16 protein-coding genes are annotated in these 19,932 nt (G+C 67.2%); 12 read left to right on the top strand and 4 right to left on the bottom strand.

Annotated elements, in window-relative coordinates; genetic code table 11:
- Nucleotides 1-41: 41 nt before the first annotated feature.
- Nucleotides 42-1,481 carry a helix-turn-helix domain-containing protein gene (locus ASE64_RS00645; protein WP_055774513.1) on the top strand — a complete coding sequence of 480 codons (1,440 nt, stop codon included), beginning with the start codon at nucleotides 42-44 and terminating at the stop codon, nucleotides 1,479-1,481.
- A 9-nt stretch (nucleotides 1,482-1,490) separates the two neighbouring features.
- Here the strand turns inward: ASE64_RS00645 and ASE64_RS00640 are convergent, their stop codons facing one another.
- A complete protein-coding gene (locus ASE64_RS00640) occupies nucleotides 1,491-2,090 on the bottom strand; it encodes a TetR/AcrR family transcriptional regulator (RefSeq protein WP_082465815.1) in 600 nt (199 codons plus the stop codon).
- A gap of 109 nt (nucleotides 2,091-2,199) precedes the next feature.
- Here ASE64_RS00640 and ASE64_RS00635 point away from each other — a divergent pair, with 109 nt between their 5' ends.
- From ASE64_RS00635 to ASE64_RS00610, 6 genes are all read left to right on the top strand, one after another.
- A complete protein-coding gene (locus tag ASE64_RS00635) occupies nucleotides 2,200-3,831 on the top strand; it encodes an ABC transporter substrate-binding protein (protein WP_055774507.1) in 1,632 nt (543 codons plus the stop codon).
- A 25-nt stretch (nucleotides 3,832-3,856) separates the two neighbouring features.
- Nucleotides 3,857-4,801 carry an ABC transporter permease gene (locus ASE64_RS00630; RefSeq protein ID WP_055774504.1) on the top strand — a complete coding sequence of 315 codons (945 nt, stop codon included), beginning with the start codon at nucleotides 3,857-3,859 and terminating at the stop codon, nucleotides 4,799-4,801.
- 8 nt (nucleotides 4,802-4,809) lie between these two features.
- Nucleotides 4,810-5,613: an ABC transporter permease gene (locus tag ASE64_RS00625; RefSeq protein ID WP_235480438.1), complete on the top strand. Its 804-nt coding sequence runs from the start codon at nucleotides 4,810-4,812 to the stop codon at nucleotides 5,611-5,613.
- Nucleotides 5,610-7,217 carry a dipeptide ABC transporter ATP-binding protein gene (locus ASE64_RS00620; RefSeq protein ID WP_055774500.1) on the top strand — a complete coding sequence of 536 codons (1,608 nt, stop codon included), beginning with the start codon at nucleotides 5,610-5,612 and terminating at the stop codon, nucleotides 7,215-7,217. The genes ASE64_RS00625 and ASE64_RS00620 overlap by 4 nt, the downstream gene beginning before the upstream one ends.
- 67 nt (nucleotides 7,218-7,284) lie before the next feature.
- A complete protein-coding gene (locus tag ASE64_RS00615) occupies nucleotides 7,285-7,623 on the top strand; it encodes a metalloregulator ArsR/SmtB family transcription factor (RefSeq protein WP_055774497.1) in 339 nt (112 codons plus the stop codon).
- Nucleotides 7,620-8,372, top strand: a complete 753-nt coding sequence (locus tag ASE64_RS00610; RefSeq protein WP_055774494.1) for a DUF2071 domain-containing protein — start codon at nucleotides 7,620-7,622, stop codon at nucleotides 8,370-8,372. Before ASE64_RS00615 ends, ASE64_RS00610 begins: the two co-directional genes overlap by 4 nt.
- On the opposite strand, the gene ASE64_RS00605 is transcribed toward ASE64_RS00610, so the two are convergent.
- Nucleotides 8,329-10,062, bottom strand: a complete 1,734-nt coding sequence (locus ASE64_RS00605; RefSeq protein ID WP_082465814.1) for a BCCT family transporter — start codon at nucleotides 10,060-10,062, stop codon at nucleotides 8,329-8,331. The genes ASE64_RS00610 and ASE64_RS00605 overlap by 44 nt on opposite strands.
- A 275-nt stretch (nucleotides 10,063-10,337) precedes the next feature.
- On the opposite strand from ASE64_RS00605, the gene ileS reads away from it, so the two are divergent.
- The 4 genes from ileS (at nucleotide 10,338) to ndk (ending at nucleotide 16,016) form a co-directional block, all read left to right on the top strand.
- Nucleotides 10,338-13,724: an isoleucine--tRNA ligase gene (gene ileS, locus ASE64_RS00600; protein ID WP_055774492.1), complete on the top strand. Its 3,387-nt coding sequence runs from the start codon at nucleotides 10,338-10,340 to the stop codon at nucleotides 13,722-13,724.
- Nucleotides 13,717-15,132: a bifunctional folylpolyglutamate synthase/dihydrofolate synthase gene (locus ASE64_RS00595; protein ID WP_082465813.1), complete on the top strand. Its 1,416-nt coding sequence runs from the start codon at nucleotides 13,717-13,719 to the stop codon at nucleotides 15,130-15,132. The genes ileS and ASE64_RS00595 overlap by 8 nt, the downstream gene beginning before the upstream one ends.
- A complete protein-coding gene (locus tag ASE64_RS00590) occupies nucleotides 15,129-15,530 on the top strand; it encodes a DUF4233 domain-containing protein (RefSeq protein ID WP_235480437.1) in 402 nt (133 codons plus the stop codon). Before ASE64_RS00595 ends, ASE64_RS00590 begins: the two co-directional genes overlap by 4 nt.
- A 69-nt stretch (nucleotides 15,531-15,599) precedes the next feature.
- Entirely contained in the window at nucleotides 15,600-16,016 is a 417-nt protein-coding gene (ndk, locus tag ASE64_RS00585; RefSeq protein WP_055777193.1) for a nucleoside-diphosphate kinase, read from the top strand.
- Nucleotide 16,017: 1 nt separating this feature from the next.
- Here the strand turns inward: ndk and ASE64_RS00580 are convergent, their stop codons facing one another.
- The gene (locus ASE64_RS00580; protein WP_326938929.1) at nucleotides 16,018-16,632 is read right to left on the bottom strand and encodes a vitamin K epoxide reductase family protein; all 615 of its coding nucleotides are present in this window, start codon (nucleotides 16,630-16,632) and stop codon (nucleotides 16,018-16,020) included.
- Nucleotides 16,633-16,946: 314 nt separating this feature from the next.
- Between ASE64_RS00580 and ASE64_RS00575 the strand changes: the two genes are divergently transcribed.
- Entirely contained in the window at nucleotides 16,947-19,568 is a 2,622-nt protein-coding gene (locus ASE64_RS00575; RefSeq protein ID WP_055774484.1) for an Rne/Rng family ribonuclease, read from the top strand.
- Nucleotides 19,569-19,597: 29 nt separating this feature from the next.
- On the opposite strand, the gene ASE64_RS00570 is transcribed toward ASE64_RS00575, so the two are convergent.
- Nucleotides 19,598-19,876, bottom strand: coding sequence for a DUF4031 domain-containing protein (locus ASE64_RS00570; RefSeq protein ID WP_055774481.1), 279 nt, complete (start codon nucleotides 19,874-19,876; stop codon nucleotides 19,598-19,600).
- Nucleotides 19,877-19,932 lie beyond the last annotated feature (56 nt).

Genomic DNA, 19,932 nt, shown 5'->3' with positions numbered 1-19,932 from the left:
GATCGCGCGCAAAGAAGCGCCGATCTTGACAGGAGGGCAATGTGGCCGCCGAAACCGATCTGATCACGCTGGGCCGGCGCATCCGGCACCATCGCAAACAGGCCGGACTCACACTCGACCAACTGGGCGCGCGAGTCGGTGTCGTGGGCAGCCAGCTCTCCCTCGTCGAGAACGGACGCAGAGAGCCTCGGCTCGCCTTGCTGCAGAACGTCGCGAAAGAACTCGGCGTGCCGCTGGCCGATCTGCTCTCGGGCGATGCGCCGGATGCCCGCACAGCCCTCGAGATCGAACTGTCACGGGCTCAGCGTGGGCCGCTCTACGCGTCGCTCGGCCTACCCGTCGTTCCCGCGTCGCGCAGCCTTCCCACAGAGACGCTCGAGTCGCTGGTGGGCCTGCATCGCGAGCTCATCCGCCGCGCGAATCGCGCGGTCGCGACGCCCGAGGAGGCCCGCCGAGCGAACACGGAGCTGCGTCTCAGAATGCGCGAGCGCAACAACTACTTGCCCGAGATAGAGAAGATCGCCTCGGATGCACTCGCAAAGGTCGGCCATGTCGGGGGAGCGCTGACCCATCGCAGTGTGAGCCTGCTCGCCGAGAGTCTCGGATTCAGCCTCATCCACGTCGACGATCTGCCCCACTCGGCACGCTCCGTCATCGACCTCGAGAACGGGCGGATCTACCTGCCGCCGGCCTCGATTCCCGGAGGCCACGGTCTTCGCTCGATGGCGTTGCAGGCGATGGCGCACCGGCTTCTCGGACATCAGCCCCCGGAGAGCTACGCCGAGTTTCTGCAGCAGCGGCTCGAGATCAACTACTTCGCTGCCGCCTGCCTGATGCCGCACGACGCCTCCGTGCGATTCCTGCGCGCGGCGAAGGAGCGCCGCGACCTCTCCGTCGAGGACTTCCGCGACGCCTTCGGGGTGACCCACGAGGCGGCGGCGCTGCGGCTCACCAACCTGAGCACGGAGCAGCTCGGCCTCTCGATGCACTTCTTGCGCGTCGCCGACGACGGCGCTATTCAGAAGGCCTACGAGAACGACGGCCTCGCGCTGCCGATGGATGTGACGGGTGCGATCGAGGGACAGCTCGTGTGCCGCTTCTGGGCATCTCGTGCCGCGCTGCACCGCACCAACCGCACGACGGAGTTCTACCAGTACACGGATACCCCCGGCGGAACGTTCTGGTGCGCGACCCAGACGGGAAAGACCGACGCCGGCGAATTCTCGATCAGCGTCGGCGTGCCGTTCGCCGAGGCGAAGTGGTTCCGAGGAAGAGACACGTCGGTGCGAGCGCAGTCCCGCTGCCCCGACGAGTCGTGCTGCCGTCGGCCGGACGACGACCTCGCCGAACGCTGGAGAGACAGGGCCTGGCCCAGCGCGAGGCTGCACGCCCACATTCTGTCGCCGCTGCCGCAGGGAGAGTTCCCGGGCGTCGACACGCTCGAGGTCTACGAGTTCCTCGAGTCGCACTCCGCGACCTGACGGGTGGCGCTACGGCGCGGTGAACCCGGTGAGAACGGGCGAAAGCGCCTGTTCCAGATGCGGAGCGAGCGAGCCTCGGCCGGGGCCGGCTTCGGCCCAACTCGTCATGGCCGCGACGACGGCGGCGACGCTGGCGAACGCCAGACTTCGGGAGACGGCGGCGGGGGCCGAGTCGCCGAGACCCCGCTCGATGACGCTCGACAGACGCGTGGCCCGACCGATAGCGGAGGCCATGACCTCGTGCGTGCTGCCGATCAGTTCGAAGTGGGTGAGCACCCACGGCACGTCGGACGGGCCGAGCAGCTCGGCGGCGCGCAGCAGAGAGTCGCGCAGCGCTTCGGTCGCTCGCGCGACGTCGCCCCCGCTCGACACGTCGAGAGAGGCGGCGACGCGACCGATGCTGGCGTCGAGTCCCACCCAGAAGACGTCGCTCTTGGCGGTGAAGTAGTTGAAGAAGGTGTTGCGGCTCACGCCGGCGCGAGTGCTGATCTGCTCGACCGTCGTGCCGGCGTAGCCGTTCTCGAGAAAGAGCTCGAAGGCGGCCTCCTCGAGGAGTGCCGGCGATCCCACCCGGGGCCGCCCCCTCGTCGCGCGCGGCGCATCCGTCATGGGCACATCCTGTCTCGTCTTCGCTTTGTTGGGCTGAGTCTATTTAAAACGGCCTAGGCTAGAACGTGCGTCTCGCGATCGAGGCATCCCCACCCGAGAGAAGTTCATCATGTTTTCGCGCCCCGGATCGTTCCGCATCGCAGGTTCCCTCGCGCTCGTCGTCAGCGCCGCCCTGGTCTTGGCCGGTTGCTCCGCGCCTGCGGGCACGGGAGAGAAGGTCCAGGGTGGCACGATCTCCTTCGGAGTCGACGTCGACCCGGTGGGTCACCTCGACGTGCACTCGTCGCAGCTCGACATCAACGCGATCCTGCAGCGGCCCGTCTTCGACTCCCTGGTGTCGCAGAAGCCCGACGGCACGATCGTTCCCTGGCTGGCCACCGCGTGGCAGGTGTCCGACGATCAGCTCCAGTACACCTTCACCCTGCGCGACGACGTCACCTTCTCCGACGGCGAGAAGTTCGATGCTGCCGCGGTCAAGGCCAACTTCGACCACATCGTCGACCCGGCCACCGAATCGGCCCAGGCGTCCAGCCTCATCGGCGGCGAGTACTACGCCGGCACCGAGGTGATCGACCCCAGCACTGTTCGGGTCAGTTTCTCGCAGCCGTACGCGCCCTTCCTCGCCAACGCCGCGTCGGTGCAACTGGGCTTCTACTCTCCCAAGGTGCTCGCCGAGCATGCCAGCGAGTTGAAGGCGGGCGGCCCGGGCATCTCCGTGGGATCGGGGCCCTTCATCCTGTCGAAGTACACCCCCGGCAGCGAGCTCGTCTACACGAAGAACCCCGACTACAACTGGGCCCCGGAGGGTGCGACGGCGCAGGGGCCGGCGAGCATCGACGAGCTCGACGTGAAGATCCTCCCGGAGAGCTCGGTACGCACCAGCGCACTGACATCGGGCCAGGTCGATGTGATCGGCGACACGGCTCCGTCGAGCCTGACGCAGATCGGTGACAACTTCACGGTCACGTCGACCGAGTCGCCCGGTGTGCCGTACTCGCTCTACCTCAACGTCACGCGTCCGGTCTTCTCCGACGTCACCGTGCGCAAGGCCTTCTCCGACGGCTTCGACCTCGATGCGGCGGTGAAGGCGGTCTTCAACGACACCTACAAGCGCGCGTACTCGATTCTCGGGCCCACGACACCCGACTCCTACGACGCGGCCCTCGAGAAGAGCACGTCGTTCGACGCCGACGCGGCGAACGACGCACTGGATGCCGCGGGCTGGTCCGAGCGCGACTTGGATGGCTACCGCACGAAGGACGGCAAGCGTCTGAGTGCACGGTGGATCTCGTACACGCCGGTGAACGAGGACAACGCCAACCTCGCGAACCTGATTCAAGACGGACTGAAGAAGATCGGCTTCGAGGTGGTGCACGATCAGCTCGAGCCCGGCGCGTACCTCGACGCCTACCTCGCCGGAGACTACGACCTCACCGACTGGGGCTTCCTCTCGGCCGACGCCGATGTGCTGCGCAGCCACCTCGGAACGGGCGGCTACCAGAACGCGTCGCATCTGAGCGATCCCGAGATCGATGCGACGCTGGCCTCGGCGGTCGCCACGACCGACACAACGCAGCGCGCGGAGCTCTACACGAAGCTGCAGCAGTGGAATGCGGAGAACGCGGTGATAGTGCCTCTCTACGTGCCCGAGTACATCCTCGCCTCGAGCGACAAGGTGAGTGGCATCGAGGTCGACATCCACGGGTGGCCGCTCTTCTCCGGGGCTTCGCTCACGAAGTAGTCCGGGCTGACATAGAGTGCGGGGCATGGTACTCCGGCGCATCCTCGCGCGCGTCGCGGGGATGCTGGTCGTCGTCTGGGGTGCGGCGACGGCGGCATTCCTGGTGCTCAAGCTGGTTCCCGGCGATCCTGTCGACGTGATGCTCGGCGTCTCCGCCCAGGCGTCGCCCGAGCTCAAGCAGTCGATCCGGGTGGATCTCGGTCTCGACCAGCCCCTCATCGCTCAGTATCTCTCCTACCTCGGTCGCCTCGTTCGGGGCGATTTCGGCACCAGCTATCAGCTCCGACTTCGCGTGACCGAGGTCATCGGGCAGCAGCTCGGATACACGCTGCAGTTGGCGGCTGCCTCGTTGGCGATCGCCGTGGTCATCGCCCTCGTCGGCGCGGTGCTCGTGCACGGACGCGGAGCGCGAGGAGCAGTCTCGGTGCTCGAGCTGCTGGCCATCAGTTCGCCTCCGTTCTGGATCGGCCTCGTGCTGCTCAGCGTCTTCGCGTTCGGGCTCGGCTGGTTTCCGGTGGCCGGCGCAGACGGCATCCAGGGCCTCGTTCTGCCCGCCGTGACCATCGCGCTGCCGGTCGCCGGAATTCTCGGACAGGTGGTGCGGACGGGGCTCGAAGACGCCGAAGCGCAGCCCTTCGCCACCACGGCCCGGGCACGCGGTGCGGGCCCCTCACGACTGGTCCTGCGGCACACGCTACGGCACGCGTCGATTCCCGCTCTGACTCTGGCGGGGTACATCGTGGGTTCGCTTCTCGGCGGTGCTGTCGTGGTCGAATCGGTCTTCGCACGCCCCGGTCTCGGCCGGGTCGCGCTCGCGGCCATCACCAATCGCGATCTCCCGGTGGTGATGGGGGTCATCGTCTTCACGGCAATCGTCTTCGTCCTCGTCAATCTCCTGGTCGACCTCGCCTACCGGGCGATCGATCCGCGCATCGCACCGCCCACGACCGCTATCCGGGGTGCGCGATGAGGGGCAGGGTGCGCGACAGGGTCGGCCTGATCGCGGCGGTGCTCTTTCTCGTGGTCGTCACCGCGATGGCCGTCGCGCCGTGGATCTTCACGCCGCTCGATCCCCTTACGACCGACACCTCTCAGATACTGCAGCCGCCGGCATGGGGTCATCCGTTCGGCACCGACCAGACGGGCCGTGACGTGTTCACCCGCGTCGTCTACGGCGCCTCCTACTCACTCGGCGTGGGCGCCGGCGCGACCGCGGCCGCGCTGATCGTCGGAATCGTCGTCGGCACGCTGGCGGGTCTCGCCCCTCGGTTCGTCGACGGCATCGCGATGCGCGGCGTCGAGATCCTGCTCGCCTTCCCGGAGTTCCTCCTCGCGCTCTTCGCCATCGCCGTTCTGGGCCCCGGCCCGATCAATGTCGCTACGGCCGTCGGAGTCGCTGCGGTGCCCGCCTACATCAGGGTGGCGCGAGCCGAGACGCTCGTCGTCCGCCGCTCGGGCTACGTGGAGGCCGCTCGGGGCCTGGGGGTCCACCCGCTGCGCGTCGCCGTCTCGCATATCGTGCCCAACACGCTGCGCCCGTTGGGGGTCATCGCCACCATCGGAATCGGAACCACGATCGTGGCCGCGGCCGGCCTCAGCTTTCTCGGCCTCGGGCCGCAGGATCCGACGCCGGAATGGGGACTCCTGCTCTCGGGCGGCCGCAATCTGCTGGGCCAGGCCTGGTGGGTCGCGTTCTTCCCCGGCGTGCTGATCACACTGACCGTCGTGTCGGCCACGGTGGTGGGTCGGCGCCTGCGTCGAGCCGGCGAGGGGCGAGCATGACCGAGAATCGCGAGGTCGTTCGGGTCTCGGGGCTGACGGTGCGTTTCGGCCAGGCGGTCGTCGTCGACTCCGTCTCGCTCTCTGTGGCGGCCGGCGAGTGCCTCGCCATCGTGGGGGAGTCCGGCTCCGGCAAGACCCTGACGGCGCGGGCGCTTCTCGGGCTGCTTCCCGACGGCGCCTCCGTCGACGTCGACGAGCTCGTCATCGACGGGGTCGACGCGCGGAACTACTCGGAGCGCGACTGGCGACGCATACGCGGTGCGCGCGTCGGCCTGGTGAGCCAGGATGCCCTCGTCTCGCTCGACCCGCTGCGTCGGGTCGGTGCCGAGGTCGCCGAGGTCATCGAGATCCACGGTGCCCGCGGCTCCGTCGGGCGGATGTCTCGGGCCGGGATCGCCGACAGGGTCACCGGCATGCTGGGTCGGGTCGCCGTGCCGGAGCCCGAGGAGAGAGCACAGCAGTATCCGCACGAGCTCTCGGGCGGATTGCGGCAACGGGCCCTGATCGCCTCGGCGCTCGCGGGGGAGCCCGGCATCCTCATCGCCGACGAGCCGACGACCGCGCTCGACGTCACCGTGCAGGCCCAGGTGCTCGACCTGCTCGCCGGACTGCGCGCCGACGGGCTGGGCATCATGGTGATCAGTCATGATCTCGCCGTCGTCTCCGGTCTCGCCGACCGGGTCGCCGTGATGAAAGACGGGCGCATCGTCGAGGAGGGTGTCACGACCGAGGTCCTCTCCCGTCCACAGCACCCGTATACGCGCATGCTCCTGGCTGCGGCCCCGCGCCTGGGTGCGGAGGCGTCGCCTATCGGCGCCGCGCCCATCGTGCAGGAGGTGGTTCTGGAGGCCACGGGCCTCGGGCGCGATTTCCGTCGTCCCGATGGCGGCGTGCGCTCGGCGGTCGACGCTGTGTCGTTGACGGTGCGCGCCGGCGCCGCGGTTGGCGTGGTGGGGGAGTCCGGCTCGGGCAAGACCACGCTCGCGCGGCTGCTGCTCGGCTTCGACACGCCCGACCGCGGAGAGGTCGCCCTCGACGGTCGTGCGTGGAGCGGTGTACCGGAACGGCGTCGCCGAGCGCGGCGGGGCGACATCCAGTTCATCAGCCAGGATCCACTCGGCTCGTTCGACCCGCGCTTCACCGTGGCGCGCATCGTCGCGGAGGGGCTGCGCGGTGACGCTCGCCGTGCGTCCGCCGCCGGCCGGGCCACGCGCATCCGGCAGTTGCTCGACAGCGTCGGCCTCGACGCGTCTCTCGAGAGTCGGCGGCCGCACGAGCTATCGGGCGGGCAGAGGCAGCGAGTGGCGATCGCACGCGCCCTCGCGTCGGATCCGCGAATCCTGGTGTGCGATGAGCCGGTGTCGGCACTCGACGTCTCTATTCAGGCGACGATCATCGATCTTCTGGATACGCTGCGCCGTGACCTCGGCGTCGCCCTGGTGTTCGTCTCGCACGACCTCGCCGTCGTCGCTCAGCTGTGCGACGAGGTGCTGGTGATGCAGGGTGGGCGCGTCGTCGAGAGCGGCTCGACCGATCGGGTCTTCCAGAACCCGCAGCACCCGTTCACCAAGGCCCTGGTCGCCGCCGTGCCGCGCATGCCGTGACGAACAGCGCCTGCCTTTCTCGGTGAATAGCTATCGAGCTAATTAGCATTAGTGCTATATTGCGAATATGCGAAATGACGACGCGACCTCGGACGTCTTCACCGCGCTGAGCTCTCCGATCCGGCGGCAGATCCTGCAGGAGCTGCGAGACGGCGAGTTGGCCGCCGGTGATATCGCCGGTCGTTTTCCCGTGTCGGGGCCCACAATCTCTCGGCACCTCTCGGTGTTGAAGGGGGCGGGGCTCGTGTCGGAGCGGCGCGACGCCAACCGCATTCTCTACTCTCTTGTCGGCGACAGACTCGCGCTGTCGGTCGGCGATTTCCTCTCGGCCGTCTGCCCCGAGCAGATCGTTCTCCGAGGCATCCAGAAGGTCACACCCACGACCACGAACGAGGCCCGCGCATGAGCTACTTCCTTCCCTCACTCACGGCCGTGATCGAACGCCGGCTGCTCATCAACTACGCCCTCGACCCGTCTGTCGCCGCCGATCTGCTTCCCGATGGGCTCCGGCCTCAGCTCGTCAGCGGCTCCGCCGTGGCCGGGGTCTGTCTGATCAGGCTCGGCGACATGCGAACGCCGTGGATGCCGCGGGCGCTCGGATGGGGCGCCGAGAACGCGGCCCACCGCATCGCCGTGGAGTGGGACGACGAGGGCGGTACGCAGCAGGGCGTCTACATTCCCGTGCGACACAGTGCCTCCTGGGTTCCCGTGGCGGTCGGAGGGCGGCTGTTCCCCGGGGTCCACCGGCACGCGCGCTTCACCGGATCGGAGACGCCCAATCGCATCCGGGTCGAACTCTCCGCGTCTGATCTGAGGGTGTCGGCCGATGTCGCCGTGGTCTCCGAGTGGAGGAGCCGGCTCTTCTCCACCGTCGATGATGCTTCGGCGTTCTTTCGCGCGGGCTCGACCGGCTGGTCGCCGCGACGAGGTTCGGACGAGCTCGACGGCCTCACTCTCGAGACCGAGAAGTGGGCCGTCGAGCCGGGTCGGCTCCTGAACGTCGAATCGTCGTTCTTCGATGCGTTGCCCGAGGGCAGCGCGCGACTCGACAGCGTGCTCGTGATGCGCGAGGTGCCCATCGTGTGGAGCGTGCCGCCTCGCAGCCCTCAGATCACTCGGGCGATGCTGGCGAGCTCGGTGCCGACTTCGAGCTGATCGTCTCGCCCTCCGGCTCCGTGCGCTTCTCCGGTGCGACGGCGGGCGTTCGACCGCGGCGACGGAAGAGGGCGCGGAGGCCGCCCTCGGGCTCGCGCTCCAGAGGCGCATCGACCTCGAGCCCGTAGAACTCCCCGACGTGCTCGACGAATGCCGCACGCTGAGCGCGGTCGTAGGCCCGTCGCTCCCGCGAGAACGCGACGACCGTCGACCAGCAGATCAACAGCATCACGATCGAGAAGGGCAGCGCGATGATGATCGCCGCGGTCTTCAGAGCCTCGAGACCGCCCGAGAGCAGAAGGGCGATCGCGAGCAGAGAGGTCACGCAGGCGAAGAAGACCCTGATCCACTTGCGTGGTTCGACCTGACCGCCCGACGCGATCATCCCCATCACCAGCGATCCGGAGTCGGCCGAGGTGATGAAGAACACGGCGACGAGCACGATCGCGCCGATCGTGAGCACCGAACCGCCGGGCAGGTTGCCGAGCATCGAGAACAGGGCGCCCTCGACATCGACGACGCCATCCGCGCCCACGAGGTCGGCTTCGCCCGACAGCTGCATGTACAGCGCCGTGCCGCCGAGCACGGAGAACCAGAGGCAGGTGATCAGAGTGGGGACCAGGATGACTCCGGTGACGAACTGGCGCACGGTGCGACCGCGCGAGATCCTGGCGATGAAGATCCCGACGAACGGCGCCCACGAGATCCACCAACCCCAGTAGAACGTCGTCCAGCTGGCCTGCCAGGCTTCTCCCGCCTCGCCGGTGAACGCGTTGACGGTGAACGACATGCCCACGAAGTTCTGAACGTAGTTTCCGAGCGACTGAACGAAGTCGCGCAGAAGGAACTGGGTGGGGCCGACGATGAGGATGAAGACGACCAGCAGGGCGGCGAGCACGAGGTTGATGTTCGACAGCCACTTCATGCCGCGCCCGACGCCGGACAGTACCGAGAACAAGACGAAGCCGGTGATCACGACGATGATGATCACGTTGATGAGCGTGGAGGCCTCGAGCAGCCCCGCCTCTTCGAGCCCCGCGCTGATCTGCAGCACACCGAGCCCGAGCGACGTCGCCACGCCGAAGAGGGTTCCGACCAGGGCGACGACGTCGATGGCGTTTCCCCACCCGCCGCGCACCCGACGGCCGAGGATCGGCTCGAGCGTCCAGCGAATGGAGACGGGGCGGTTGCGGCGGTGGATCGCGTAGGCGAGCGCCAACCCGATGACCACGTAGATCGACCAGGCGTGGACGCCCCAGTGCAGATACGTCTGCGAGATGGCCTGCTGGGCGATCTCGATGTCGGATCCGGTGACGCCGGGACGGGGATGCGCGAAGTGGCTCAGGGGCTCGCTGACCCCGTAGAAGACAAGGCCGATTCCCATACCGGCGGCGAAGAGCAGCGACAGCCACGAGCCGATCGAGAACTCCGGCTCGTCATCGTCCTTTCCGAGCTTGATGTCGCCGTAGCGGCTGAACCCCAGATACAGGCAGAAGACCACGAAGAACGCGGCGATCAGCACGTAGTACCAGTTGAAGTTCTTCACGATGCTCGACTGCACGGCGCCGAAAGCGGCCTCGGCGGCATCCGGCACGATCATGGCGAATGCGGCGAACGCGACGACGATGACGGCGGCGGGCCAGAAGACCCATCGATTGACGGAGGCGGGGGTCTGAGTGGATCCGGGCATCAGACCAGGGTACGGGTGCAAAGAGGCCATGCCGTGCCGATGTCGGATAACATGGGTGTCACATGACAGTGATCCGGTTATCACCGGTGAGTCTTCGGAAGAAACGCACGCGCGAGCGGGCCGAGTAGAACCGAACGGGTCTGGCCCGTCACAGCCAAAGAACGAGCGGCCGACCGAATCATGGTCGGCAAGCGAGGTGGTACCACGCGGGTCGGAGCGTTTCCGACCAGGCGTCCTCGTGGAACAGGCAACGAGAAGGCCCGTCCAGGAGAAGCATGTCGTACCCCAAATCAGCCGACGAGACCCCCGGTGAGCAGCACCGCCACGCGGCTCCCGCCATCACGCCGAGCCCGAACTTCCCGGCGATCGAAGAAGAGGTCCTCGGCTTCTGGAAGGCCGACGACACATTCCGTGCGTCGATCGAGAACCGCGCGGATGCCGATGAGTGGGTCTTCTACGACGGCCCGCCCTTCGCGAACGGCCTTCCGCACTACGGCCACCTGCTCACCGGCTACGCCAAGGATCTGTTCCCGCGCTTCCAGACCATGCGCGGCAAGAAGGTGGAGCGGCGCTTCGGCTGGGACACCCACGGCCTGCCCGCCGAGCTCGAGGCGATGCGCCAGCTCGGAATCACCGAGAAGAGCCAGATCGAAGAGATGGGCATCGGCGTCTTCAACCAGGCGTCGCGTGACTCCGTGCTTCGCTACACCGGCGAGTGGCAGGAGTATGTGACTCGGCAGGCGCGCTGGGTCGACTTCGAGAACGACTACAAGACCCTCGACATCACCTTCATGGAGAGCGTCATCTGGGCGTTCAAGCAGTTGCACACGAAGGGGCTCGCCTACGAGGGCTTCCGCGTGCTTCCCTACTGCTGGCACGACGAGACTCCGCTGTCGAACCACGAGCTGCGCATGGACGACGACGTCTACAAGATGCGCCAGGACCAGACGGTCACTGTCACCTTCCCGCTCACCGGCGTCAAGGCCGAGGCGCTCGGCCTCACCGCCGTGCGTGCCCTGGCCTGGACCACGACACCGTGGACCCTGCCGACGAACCTCGCTCTGGCGGTCGGCCCGGGCATCCAGTACGCCGTGCTGCCGGGCGGCCCGCTGGGTGCTGCCGACGTGCACGAAGACAGGCTCGAGGGCGAGTCGCACGAGTACCTCATCGCGAGCGACCTCGTGGGAAACTACGCGAAAGACCTGGGCTACGAGTCGGCCGACGACGCCATCGCGGCCATCTCACGCACCCACCTCGGTGCGGAGCTCGAGGGTATCACCTATGACCGCCTCTGGGACTACTACGCCGACGCCGAGACGTGGGGAACGCAGAACGCGTGGCGCATCCTCGTGGCCGACTACGTCTCGACCACCGATGGAACGGGCATCGTGCACCAGGCTCCCGCCTACGGTGAAGAAGACCAGAAGATCTGCGAGGCCGCCGGCATCCCCGTCGTGATCTCGGTCGACGAGGGCGCGCGGTTCCTGCCGAGCGTCTCCGACGTCGTGGGTCTGCAGGTGTTCGAGGCGAACAAGCCGCTCACGCAGTTGCTACGGGCCAACGGGCGACTCCTGCGTCAGGCCAGCTACGAGCACTCCTACCCGCACTGCTGGCGCTGCCGCAATCCGCTGATCTACAAGGCCGTGTCGAGCTGGTTCGTGCGCGTCACCGAGTTCCGCGACCGCATGGAGACGCTGAACCAGGAGATCAACTGGATCCCCGAGAACGTGAAAGACGGCCAGTTCGGCAAGTGGGTGTCGAACGCCCGCGACTGGTCGATCTCGCGCAACCGCTACTGGGGATCGCCCATCCCGGTGTGGAAGAGCGACAACCCCGAGTACCCGCGGGTCGATGTGTACGGCTCGCTCGACGAGCTCGAGGCCGATTTCGGCGTGCGCCCGACCGATCTGCACCGCCCCTACATCGACGAGCTCACGCGCCCCAACCCCGACGACCCCACCGGGCAGTCGACGATGCGCCGCATCGAGGACGTGCTCGACGTGTGGTTCGACTCGGGGTCGATGCCGTTCGCCCAGGTGCACTACCCCTTCGAGAACCAGGACTGGTTCGACAGCCACAACCCTGCCGACTTCATCGTGGAGTACATCGGGCAGACGCGCGGATGGTTCTACACGCTGCACACCCTGTCGACGGCGCTCTTCGACCGCCCGGCCTTCCGCAACGTCGTGAGCCACGGCATCGTGCTCGGCAGCGACGGGCAGAAGATGTCGAAGAGCCTCCGCAACTACCCCGATGTCTCCGAGGTGCTCGACCGCGACGGCTCGGATGCGATGCGCTGGTTCCTCATGAGCTCGCCGGTTCTGCGCGGCGGCAACCTCGTGGTGACAGAGGAGGCGATCCGGGAGGCGACGCGCCAGGTGCTGCTGCCGCTGTGGAGCACCTACTACTTCTTCACGCTCTACGCCAACACCGCGGGGGAGTCGGGCTACGACGCCCGGCTGCGCACCGACTCGACCGACGTGCTCGACCGCTACCTGTTGGCCAAGACGCGCGAGCTGATCCACGACGTGGCGTCGGACCTCGACGCCTACGACTCGACGCTCGCGACCGCGAAGCTGCGCGATTTCGCCGACGTGCTCACCAACTGGTACGTGCGCCGCAGCCGCGACCGATTCTGGACGGGAACGGACACGGCGGCGTTCGACACCCTCTTCACCGTGCTCGAGACCGTCACCCGCGTCGCCGCCCCGCTTCTGCCGCTCGTCTCCGAGCGCATCTGGAAGGGACTCACGGGAGGCCGGAGCGTTCACCTCACCGACTGGCCTGACGAGAACCGGTTCCCGGCCGACCCGGCGCTCGTGCACGCCATGGATCAGGTGCGCGAGATCTCGTCGACCGTCCTGTCGCTGCGCAAGCAGAACGGCCTCCGCGTGCGTCTTCCGCTCGCAAACCTCACGATCGTGAGTTCGAACGTCGAGGCGCTGTGCCCGTTCGAGGGCATCCTCGCCGACGAGCTCAACGTCAAGAACGTCACGCTGGTCGAGCAGCAGCAGAACAGCGCTCTCGAGTTCGGCATCACGTCGAAGCTCACGGTGAACGCGCGCGCCGCGGGTCCCCGCCTGGGAAAGCAGGTGCAGCAGGTCATCAAGGCCGCTCGCGGAGGCGACTGGTCCGAGAGCAACGGCGTCGTGACGGCGGGCGGCATCGACCTCGTCGACGGCGAATACGACCTGGTGCTCGAGACGCAGGATGCCGGTGAGGGCGCCCACACGGCCCTCGCGCTGCTCGCCGGCGGCGGATTCGCTCTGCTCGACACCGCGACTACGCCCGAGCTCGAGGCCGAGGGTCTCGCACGCGACATGATCCGAGCCGTGCAGGATGCCCGCAAGTCGGCGGGTTTCGAGGTGAGCGACCGCATCGTGCTCGACCTCGTCTTCTTCGACGATGCGGATGCCGACGCGCTGCGTCAGGCCTCTGCCGTCGACGTGGCGGGGGAGACCCTCGCCACGGGCTTCACCATCTCCGGTCCCCGTGACACCCCCGGTCTCGGCGGGTACCGTGGAGATCTGGTCACCGAGTGGATCGGCAACGTGGTCACCACCGCTCCCGAGCACGTCGTTCGCATCGGCGGCGCCAAGTACGCGAACACCGACGACGTCATCGTCGCCGTGAGCCGACAGTCAGGAATCCGCAATGTCTGATCACGAGTCACCCGACCCGAAGGAATCCGGGTACATCGGTCCGCTCGACGATACCGATCCCGACGAGTTCGTCGACGCGGGCGACGCGGTCTACGCGGCGCTGCTCGAGAGGATCGGCGAGTCCGCTCCTCAGCCCAGGCTCTCGGCCACCCGTCGCGTCGTCGAGCTGCTGGGCGACCCGCAGCGTGCGTACCCCGTGATCCACATCACGGGCACCAATGGAAAGACGAGCACCAGCCGCATCACGGAGAGCATCCTCCGGGCGTACGGCCTGCGTACGGGACTCTTCACGAGCCCGCACCTCGAGCGCCTCAACGAACGCATCGTCGTCGACGGAGAACCGATCAGCAACGAGGCGCTGGCGGCGAACTGGGCAGACATCGAGCCGTTCCTGCAGATCGTCGACGGTGAGCTCGAGACGGCGGGCGAACCCCGCATCACCTTCTTCGAGGCGCTCTCGGTCCTGGCGTTCGCGTCGTTCGCCGACGCGCCCGTCGACGTTGCAGTGATCGAGGTCGGCATGGGCGGCGAGTGGGACTCCACGAACGTGGCCGACGGCCAGGTCGCCGTCATCACCCCGATCTCGCTCGACCACACCTCTCGCCTCGGCAACACGGTCGAGGAGATCGCTCGCACCAAGTCGGGAATCATCAAGCCGGTGTCCCACGTGGTCACCGCCCTCCAGCCGGAGGGAGCTCTGGCCGAGCTGCAGCGCGCGGCGGAGCTCACCGAATCGACCCTCGCGGTGCAGGGAGAGCAGTTCCGGCTGATCTCCAGCGCCGTCGGCGTCGGCGGCCAGGTCGTGTCGATCAAGGGTCTCGCCGGAACGTACTCGGATCTGTTCCTGCCCCTGTACGGCGCCCACCAGGCCCAGAATGCCGCCGTCGCCGTCGCGGCGGTCGAGTCGTTCCTCGGCGGGGGAACGCACGAACTCGCATCCGACGTGGTGAACGAGGGCTTCGCCACCGCGACATCGCCCGGGCGTCTGCAGCTGGTGGGCATCGAGCCCACCGTGCTGGTCGACGCCGCCCACAATCCCGGCGGAGCCGAGGCGCTGGCCGTGGCCATCACCGAGTACTTCACCTTCGACAAGGTGGTCGCCGTCCTCGGTGTCCTCGCCGATAAAGACGTCGAGGGCATCGTGCGGGCGCTCGAACCCGTCGTCACCGAATTCGTCGTGACGGATGCGCCCAGCGACCGGTCGATCGATGCGGATTCGCTGGCGGCGATCGTCGTCGGCATCGTCGGGCGCGACCGCGTCACGGTCGAGCCCGAATTCGAGCGCGCCATGGAGGTCGCTCGGGACAGCGCAGACGAGGCGGAACGGGGCGCCGTGCTCGTGACGGGCTCGATCACGCTCGTCGGCGAGGCCATCACCCTTGCCTCGGCCGAGAAATGGAAGCCGTGACAGACATCCAGCCCCCGGCCGAGGACGCGACGCCCACAAGGCCCGCCCGACCCGCATCCGTGCGACGGTCGCTCGGTTCCATCGTGCTCGGCTTCGAGAGCGTCGTGATGTTCCTCGCCGCCCTCGTGGCCTTCGGGCTCAAGGCGCTCCCCGCGCTGCCCGCCCTCGGCGGGGGCGCCCTGCTGTGCGTGGCGCTCGTGGCCGGGGCAGGACTCCTGCGCTTCCGGTGGGGTTACGCCTTCGGCTGGGTGCTGCAGGCCGCGATCATCGCGTCCGCCTTCCTCGTGCCCGTCATGTGGATCGTTGGTGTGCTCTTCGTGGGCCTGTGGACGTACTGCATGGTCGTGGGAGCGCGAATCGACCGAGAGAAAGCAGCAGCCGCCGCCGGTCAGCCGTGATCGGTCCGCGACCCTCGCTACAGTGAAACGGTACGTTTTCCCATTGTCTGGAAGGACATCCCTGTGACCATCACGAGCGAAGAATCCCTCGTTCTCATCAAGCCCGACGGCGTCGCCCGCAATCTCACGGGGGAGATCCTCTCCCGCATCGAGGGCAAGGGCTACCAGCTCGTCGACATCAAGCTCATCGAGCCCGAGCGCAGCCTGCTCGCGGCGCACTACGCCGAGCACGAGGGCAAGCCGTTCTACGAGCCGCTCCTCGAGTTCATGGAGTCGGGTCCGATCGTCGCGATCCGCATCGCCGGCAACCGCGTCATCGAGGGTTTCCGCTCACTCGCAGGAACGACCGACCCGACCACGGCGGCACCCGGCACGATCCGCGGCGACCTGGGCCGCGACTGGGGTCTGAAGGTCCAGCAGAACCTCGTGCACGGAAGCGACTCTCCCGAGTCCGCACAGCGCGAACTCGCCATCTGGTTCGGCTAGATCAGCTGTACAGAATGATCGTCGTGATGGCGTCGAGCCTGAGCTGCGCCATCACGACGATCGCGAGGTAACCGAGAAGCACGAGGATCCAGGTAAACGGGTACACACGAGCGAAGATGCGTCGCGACGCGCCCGAGTTGCCGAAGTGGCCCTCTTTCAGATTGAAGACCGTCACGTAGAAGAACATCGGGATCATCACGCTCCACACCACCATGCAGTACGGGCAGAGAGTTCCCAGAACGAAGATGCTCTGAGAGATGAGCCAGGCGACGAAGACGATGCCCGCCAGGAGACCTGTGTTGAAGGCGATCCAGAACCACGCCGCGAATCGCGCGCCGGCCAGAATCGCGAAGCCCACAAAGATCGGGGCCATGAACGCCGCGACTCCGATGATGGGATTGGGGAAGCCGAATACCGACCCTTGAGCGCTCGACATGTTCGCTCCGCACTGCACGAGCGGCGAGATGTCGCAGCTCGGAGTGTGGGAGGGATCGACGAGAGTCTCGATCTTCTCGAGAGTCAGATCGAAGGCGGCGATCCATCCGATGACTCCGGCCACGATCAGGAAGATCGCGAATATGAAGGGCCGTCTCGTCTTGATCGTCGTATCCACCACGTTCGGATTATCGCACAGGGCAAAATACGCATTCTGAGAATGCATGCGATAATTGGCGTCAGTCCTCCTGGCCGCGTCCGGGAAGACGCCAAAGAAGGCTTGTCGGAACGAAAGCAGGCGCAACCTCATCGGTCGCCCGCCTCTTCCGAACACAGATGTACAGTCACAAAAGAAGTACACGTAAAGGCAGCCAGAGCCTATGTCGCCGGCTGCCCGTGTAAAGGATTGGCGAGGGCGTCGCTCAGGCGACGAGCTCGCTCTGGAGAGTACCGACGGGTGGCGCGGCCACCGGGTCGGCAAGGAGTGCACCAGAAATGGTGGAAGACAACAACAACCACGGTTCATCGAACACAGAATCAGCACCGCGCAAACGCCTCTTCGGGGGTCGCAAGTCGGCGAAGAAGTCTGCCGACGCACCCGCGCTCGACGCTCCCGTTGCGCCCGCCGCGCTGCCAGAGGAGCCGAAGCAGGCGCCCCAGGCGCCGGCCGAGGCCTCCAAGGGCTTTGACGAGGAGCACCCGGGACTGGCTCCTCTCGAGCCCGCCGCGCAGACGGCAGCGCCCGTCCAGGCGCCCGTGGTGCGGCCGACCACGTCGCTGATCTTCCAGGCGCCCGACATCCAGCCGTTGCCCCCGCGCGACGACGACGATAGCGACGACGACGATCGCCCTGACACCTCGGTCCGGCGCCGTTCGCGTCGCCGTTCGGGTGAGGACAACAGGCCGGGAGACAACGATCCGGCCAACACGGTCGTCAAGGTGCGCACGCCTCGTCCCGAGCCGGAACTCATCACGGAGCCCCAGCGCATCAAGGGGTCCACCCGCCTCGAGGCCAAGAAGCAGCGTCGTCGCGATGGTCGCGATGCCGGTCGCCGTCGTCCGGTCGTGACCGAGGCCGAGTTCCTGGCCCGCCGCGAGTCGGTCGACCGGGTCATGGTCGTGCGTGCCAAAGACAACAAGATCCAGATCGGCGTGCTCGAAGACGGTGTGCTGGTCGAGCACTATGTCGCCAAGGCACAGGATGCCTCGCTCATCGGCAACGTCTATCTCGGCAAGGTGCAGAACGTCCTGCCCAGCATGGAGGCGGCGTTCGTCGACATCGGGCGCGGCCGCAACGCTGTTCTCTATTCGGGTGAGGTCGACTGGGACGCCGCAGCGGCAGAGAACCCCAACGGCGGCAATCAGGCGCGCAAGATCGAACTCGCCCTCAAGCCGGGTGCAACCGTCCTGGTGCAGGTCACCAAAGATCCCGTCGGTCACAAGGGTGCTCGCCTGACCAGCCAGATCTCGCTCCCGGGTCGCTACCTCGTGTACGTGCCCAACGGGTCGATGAACGGCATCTCGCGCAAGCTCCCGGATGTCGAGCGCTCGCGACTCAAGAAGATCCTCAAAGAGGTGCTGCCCGAGAACGTCGGCGTGATCGTACGCACCGCCTCCGAGGGCGCGACCGAAGAGCAGTTGACCCTCGACGTGAGTCGTCTCACCAAGCAGTGGTCCGAGATCTCGACCGCGGTGCAGAAGCAGCAGTCTCCGGCCCTGTTGCACTCCGAACCCGATCTGCTGATCAAGATCGTGCGCGACGTCTTCAACGAAGACTTCCAGCGTCTGATCATCTCGGGCGACGATGCCCGCGCGACGATCGAGACCTACCTGGGCCAGGTCGCTCCCGATCTTCTCGATCGGGTCGAGCGCTACGAGGGCGATAGGGATGCTTTCGACGAGTTCCGTATCTCGGAGCAGATCGAGAAGGCGCTCGACCGCAAGGTGTGGCTGCCATCGGGCGGGTCCCTCGTGATCGACCGGACCGAAGCCATGACCGTCGTCGACGTCAACACCGGCAAGTTCGTGGGCTCCGGCGGAAACCTCGAGGAGACCGTCACCAAGAACAACCTCGAGGCCGCCGAAGAGATCGTGCGTCAGCTGCGTCTGCGCGACATCGGCGGCATCATCGTCGTCGACTTCATCGACATGGTCCTCGAGTCGAACCGCGACCTGGTTCTGCGCCGCATGGTCGAGTGCCTGAGCCGCGACCGCACCAAGCACCAGGTGGCCGAGGTCACCTCGCTCGGTCTCGTGCAGATGACCCGCAAGAAGCTGGGCCTCGGCCTCCTCGAATCGTTCAGCGAGGCCTGCGAGGTCTGCGCGGGCCGCGGCGTCATCGTGCACCACGACCCGGTCGTGAAGCATCGTGGAGCAGGCGGCGCTCCCGCATCGTCAGGCGCGCCGCAGCAGGAGCGTCGTCGATCGGGTCGCGGCAACGGCGGCAACGGCAACGGAAATGGCAACGGTTCAGGCGGGTCGTCTGCAAACGGCAATGGTTCGTCGAACGGCTCGTCGTCGCACAGCGCTCCCGCCACCAAGCCGCACGGCATCACCGACGACGCGAAGAACGCACTCGCCAAGATCGCGGCGTCGACCATCTCCACCCACACGGGTGCGGTGAACATCATCACCCAGGAGCAGTCCGAGGCGGCCAAGGCGGCGTCGACGGCTCCCGTCGAGGCTGCGGCCGAGGTCGCCACGGTGTCCGAGAGCGTCCAGACGACTCCGGATGCGGCCGGCTCTGACGCGCCGACCTCGTCGCGTCGCAAGGGCAACCGGCGCGCGCGCCAGTCGAAGCCCCAGGTCGAGATCGAGGCCGTCGAGGCGCAGCCCGAGACCGCGCAGGCTCCCGCGGCGTCAGAGGTCTCCGAGGCTCCGGCCGTCGCTGGGCTTCCGGCCATCGCTGGGCTTCCGGCCATCGAGATCCTCGATATCCCCGTCGCGAAGGCGCCGGCCGCCCAGCGTCGCATCTCGAACAGAGACGCCGAAGTACTGCTCGATTCGGTACTCGGCGCCCTGCCGGAACCCAAGCAGCCCGGTCAGGGTCGTTCGCGCAGCCGTCGGGTGAGCACTGCAGCGCTCTCGGCTCCAACACCCGAGGAACAGCAGCAGTAGCAGCCAGACCTCAGCGCTATCAGAGGCCGCTATCGCCCCGCACCGGGGCGGTCGCGGCCTTTGACGCGTAAGCCGCTCCGCTCGAGCCTGCGCACGAGATCGCGGTAGTTCACGGGCAGCGCCCCCGCCGCGACCAGTTCGTCGTGGCGGGCGATGGGCACGTCGTAGTGATCGAGATCGAAGCTGCGCGCGGGCAGACCGGCCCTGCGGGCGAACTCGTGAAGCTCGTCGAGCGACGAGTCGCTGACGAGGTGGCCCCATACGGTGCCGTGAGCGGGCCAGATGGGCCAGTCGATGAGCACGGTCATGATCTTCCCGAGTGTACGGCCGCGCGGCGCTTCTCAGCGTCCGCCCTCCGGGTGGC

The organism is Agreia sp. Leaf210 (assembly GCF_001421485.1).
In the GTDB taxonomy this organism is placed as follows: Bacteria; Actinomycetota; Actinomycetes; order Actinomycetales; family Microbacteriaceae; genus Agreia.
The sequence above is the reverse complement of the archived record's forward strand: the minus strand, read 5'-3'. Positions and strand labels throughout refer to the sequence as shown.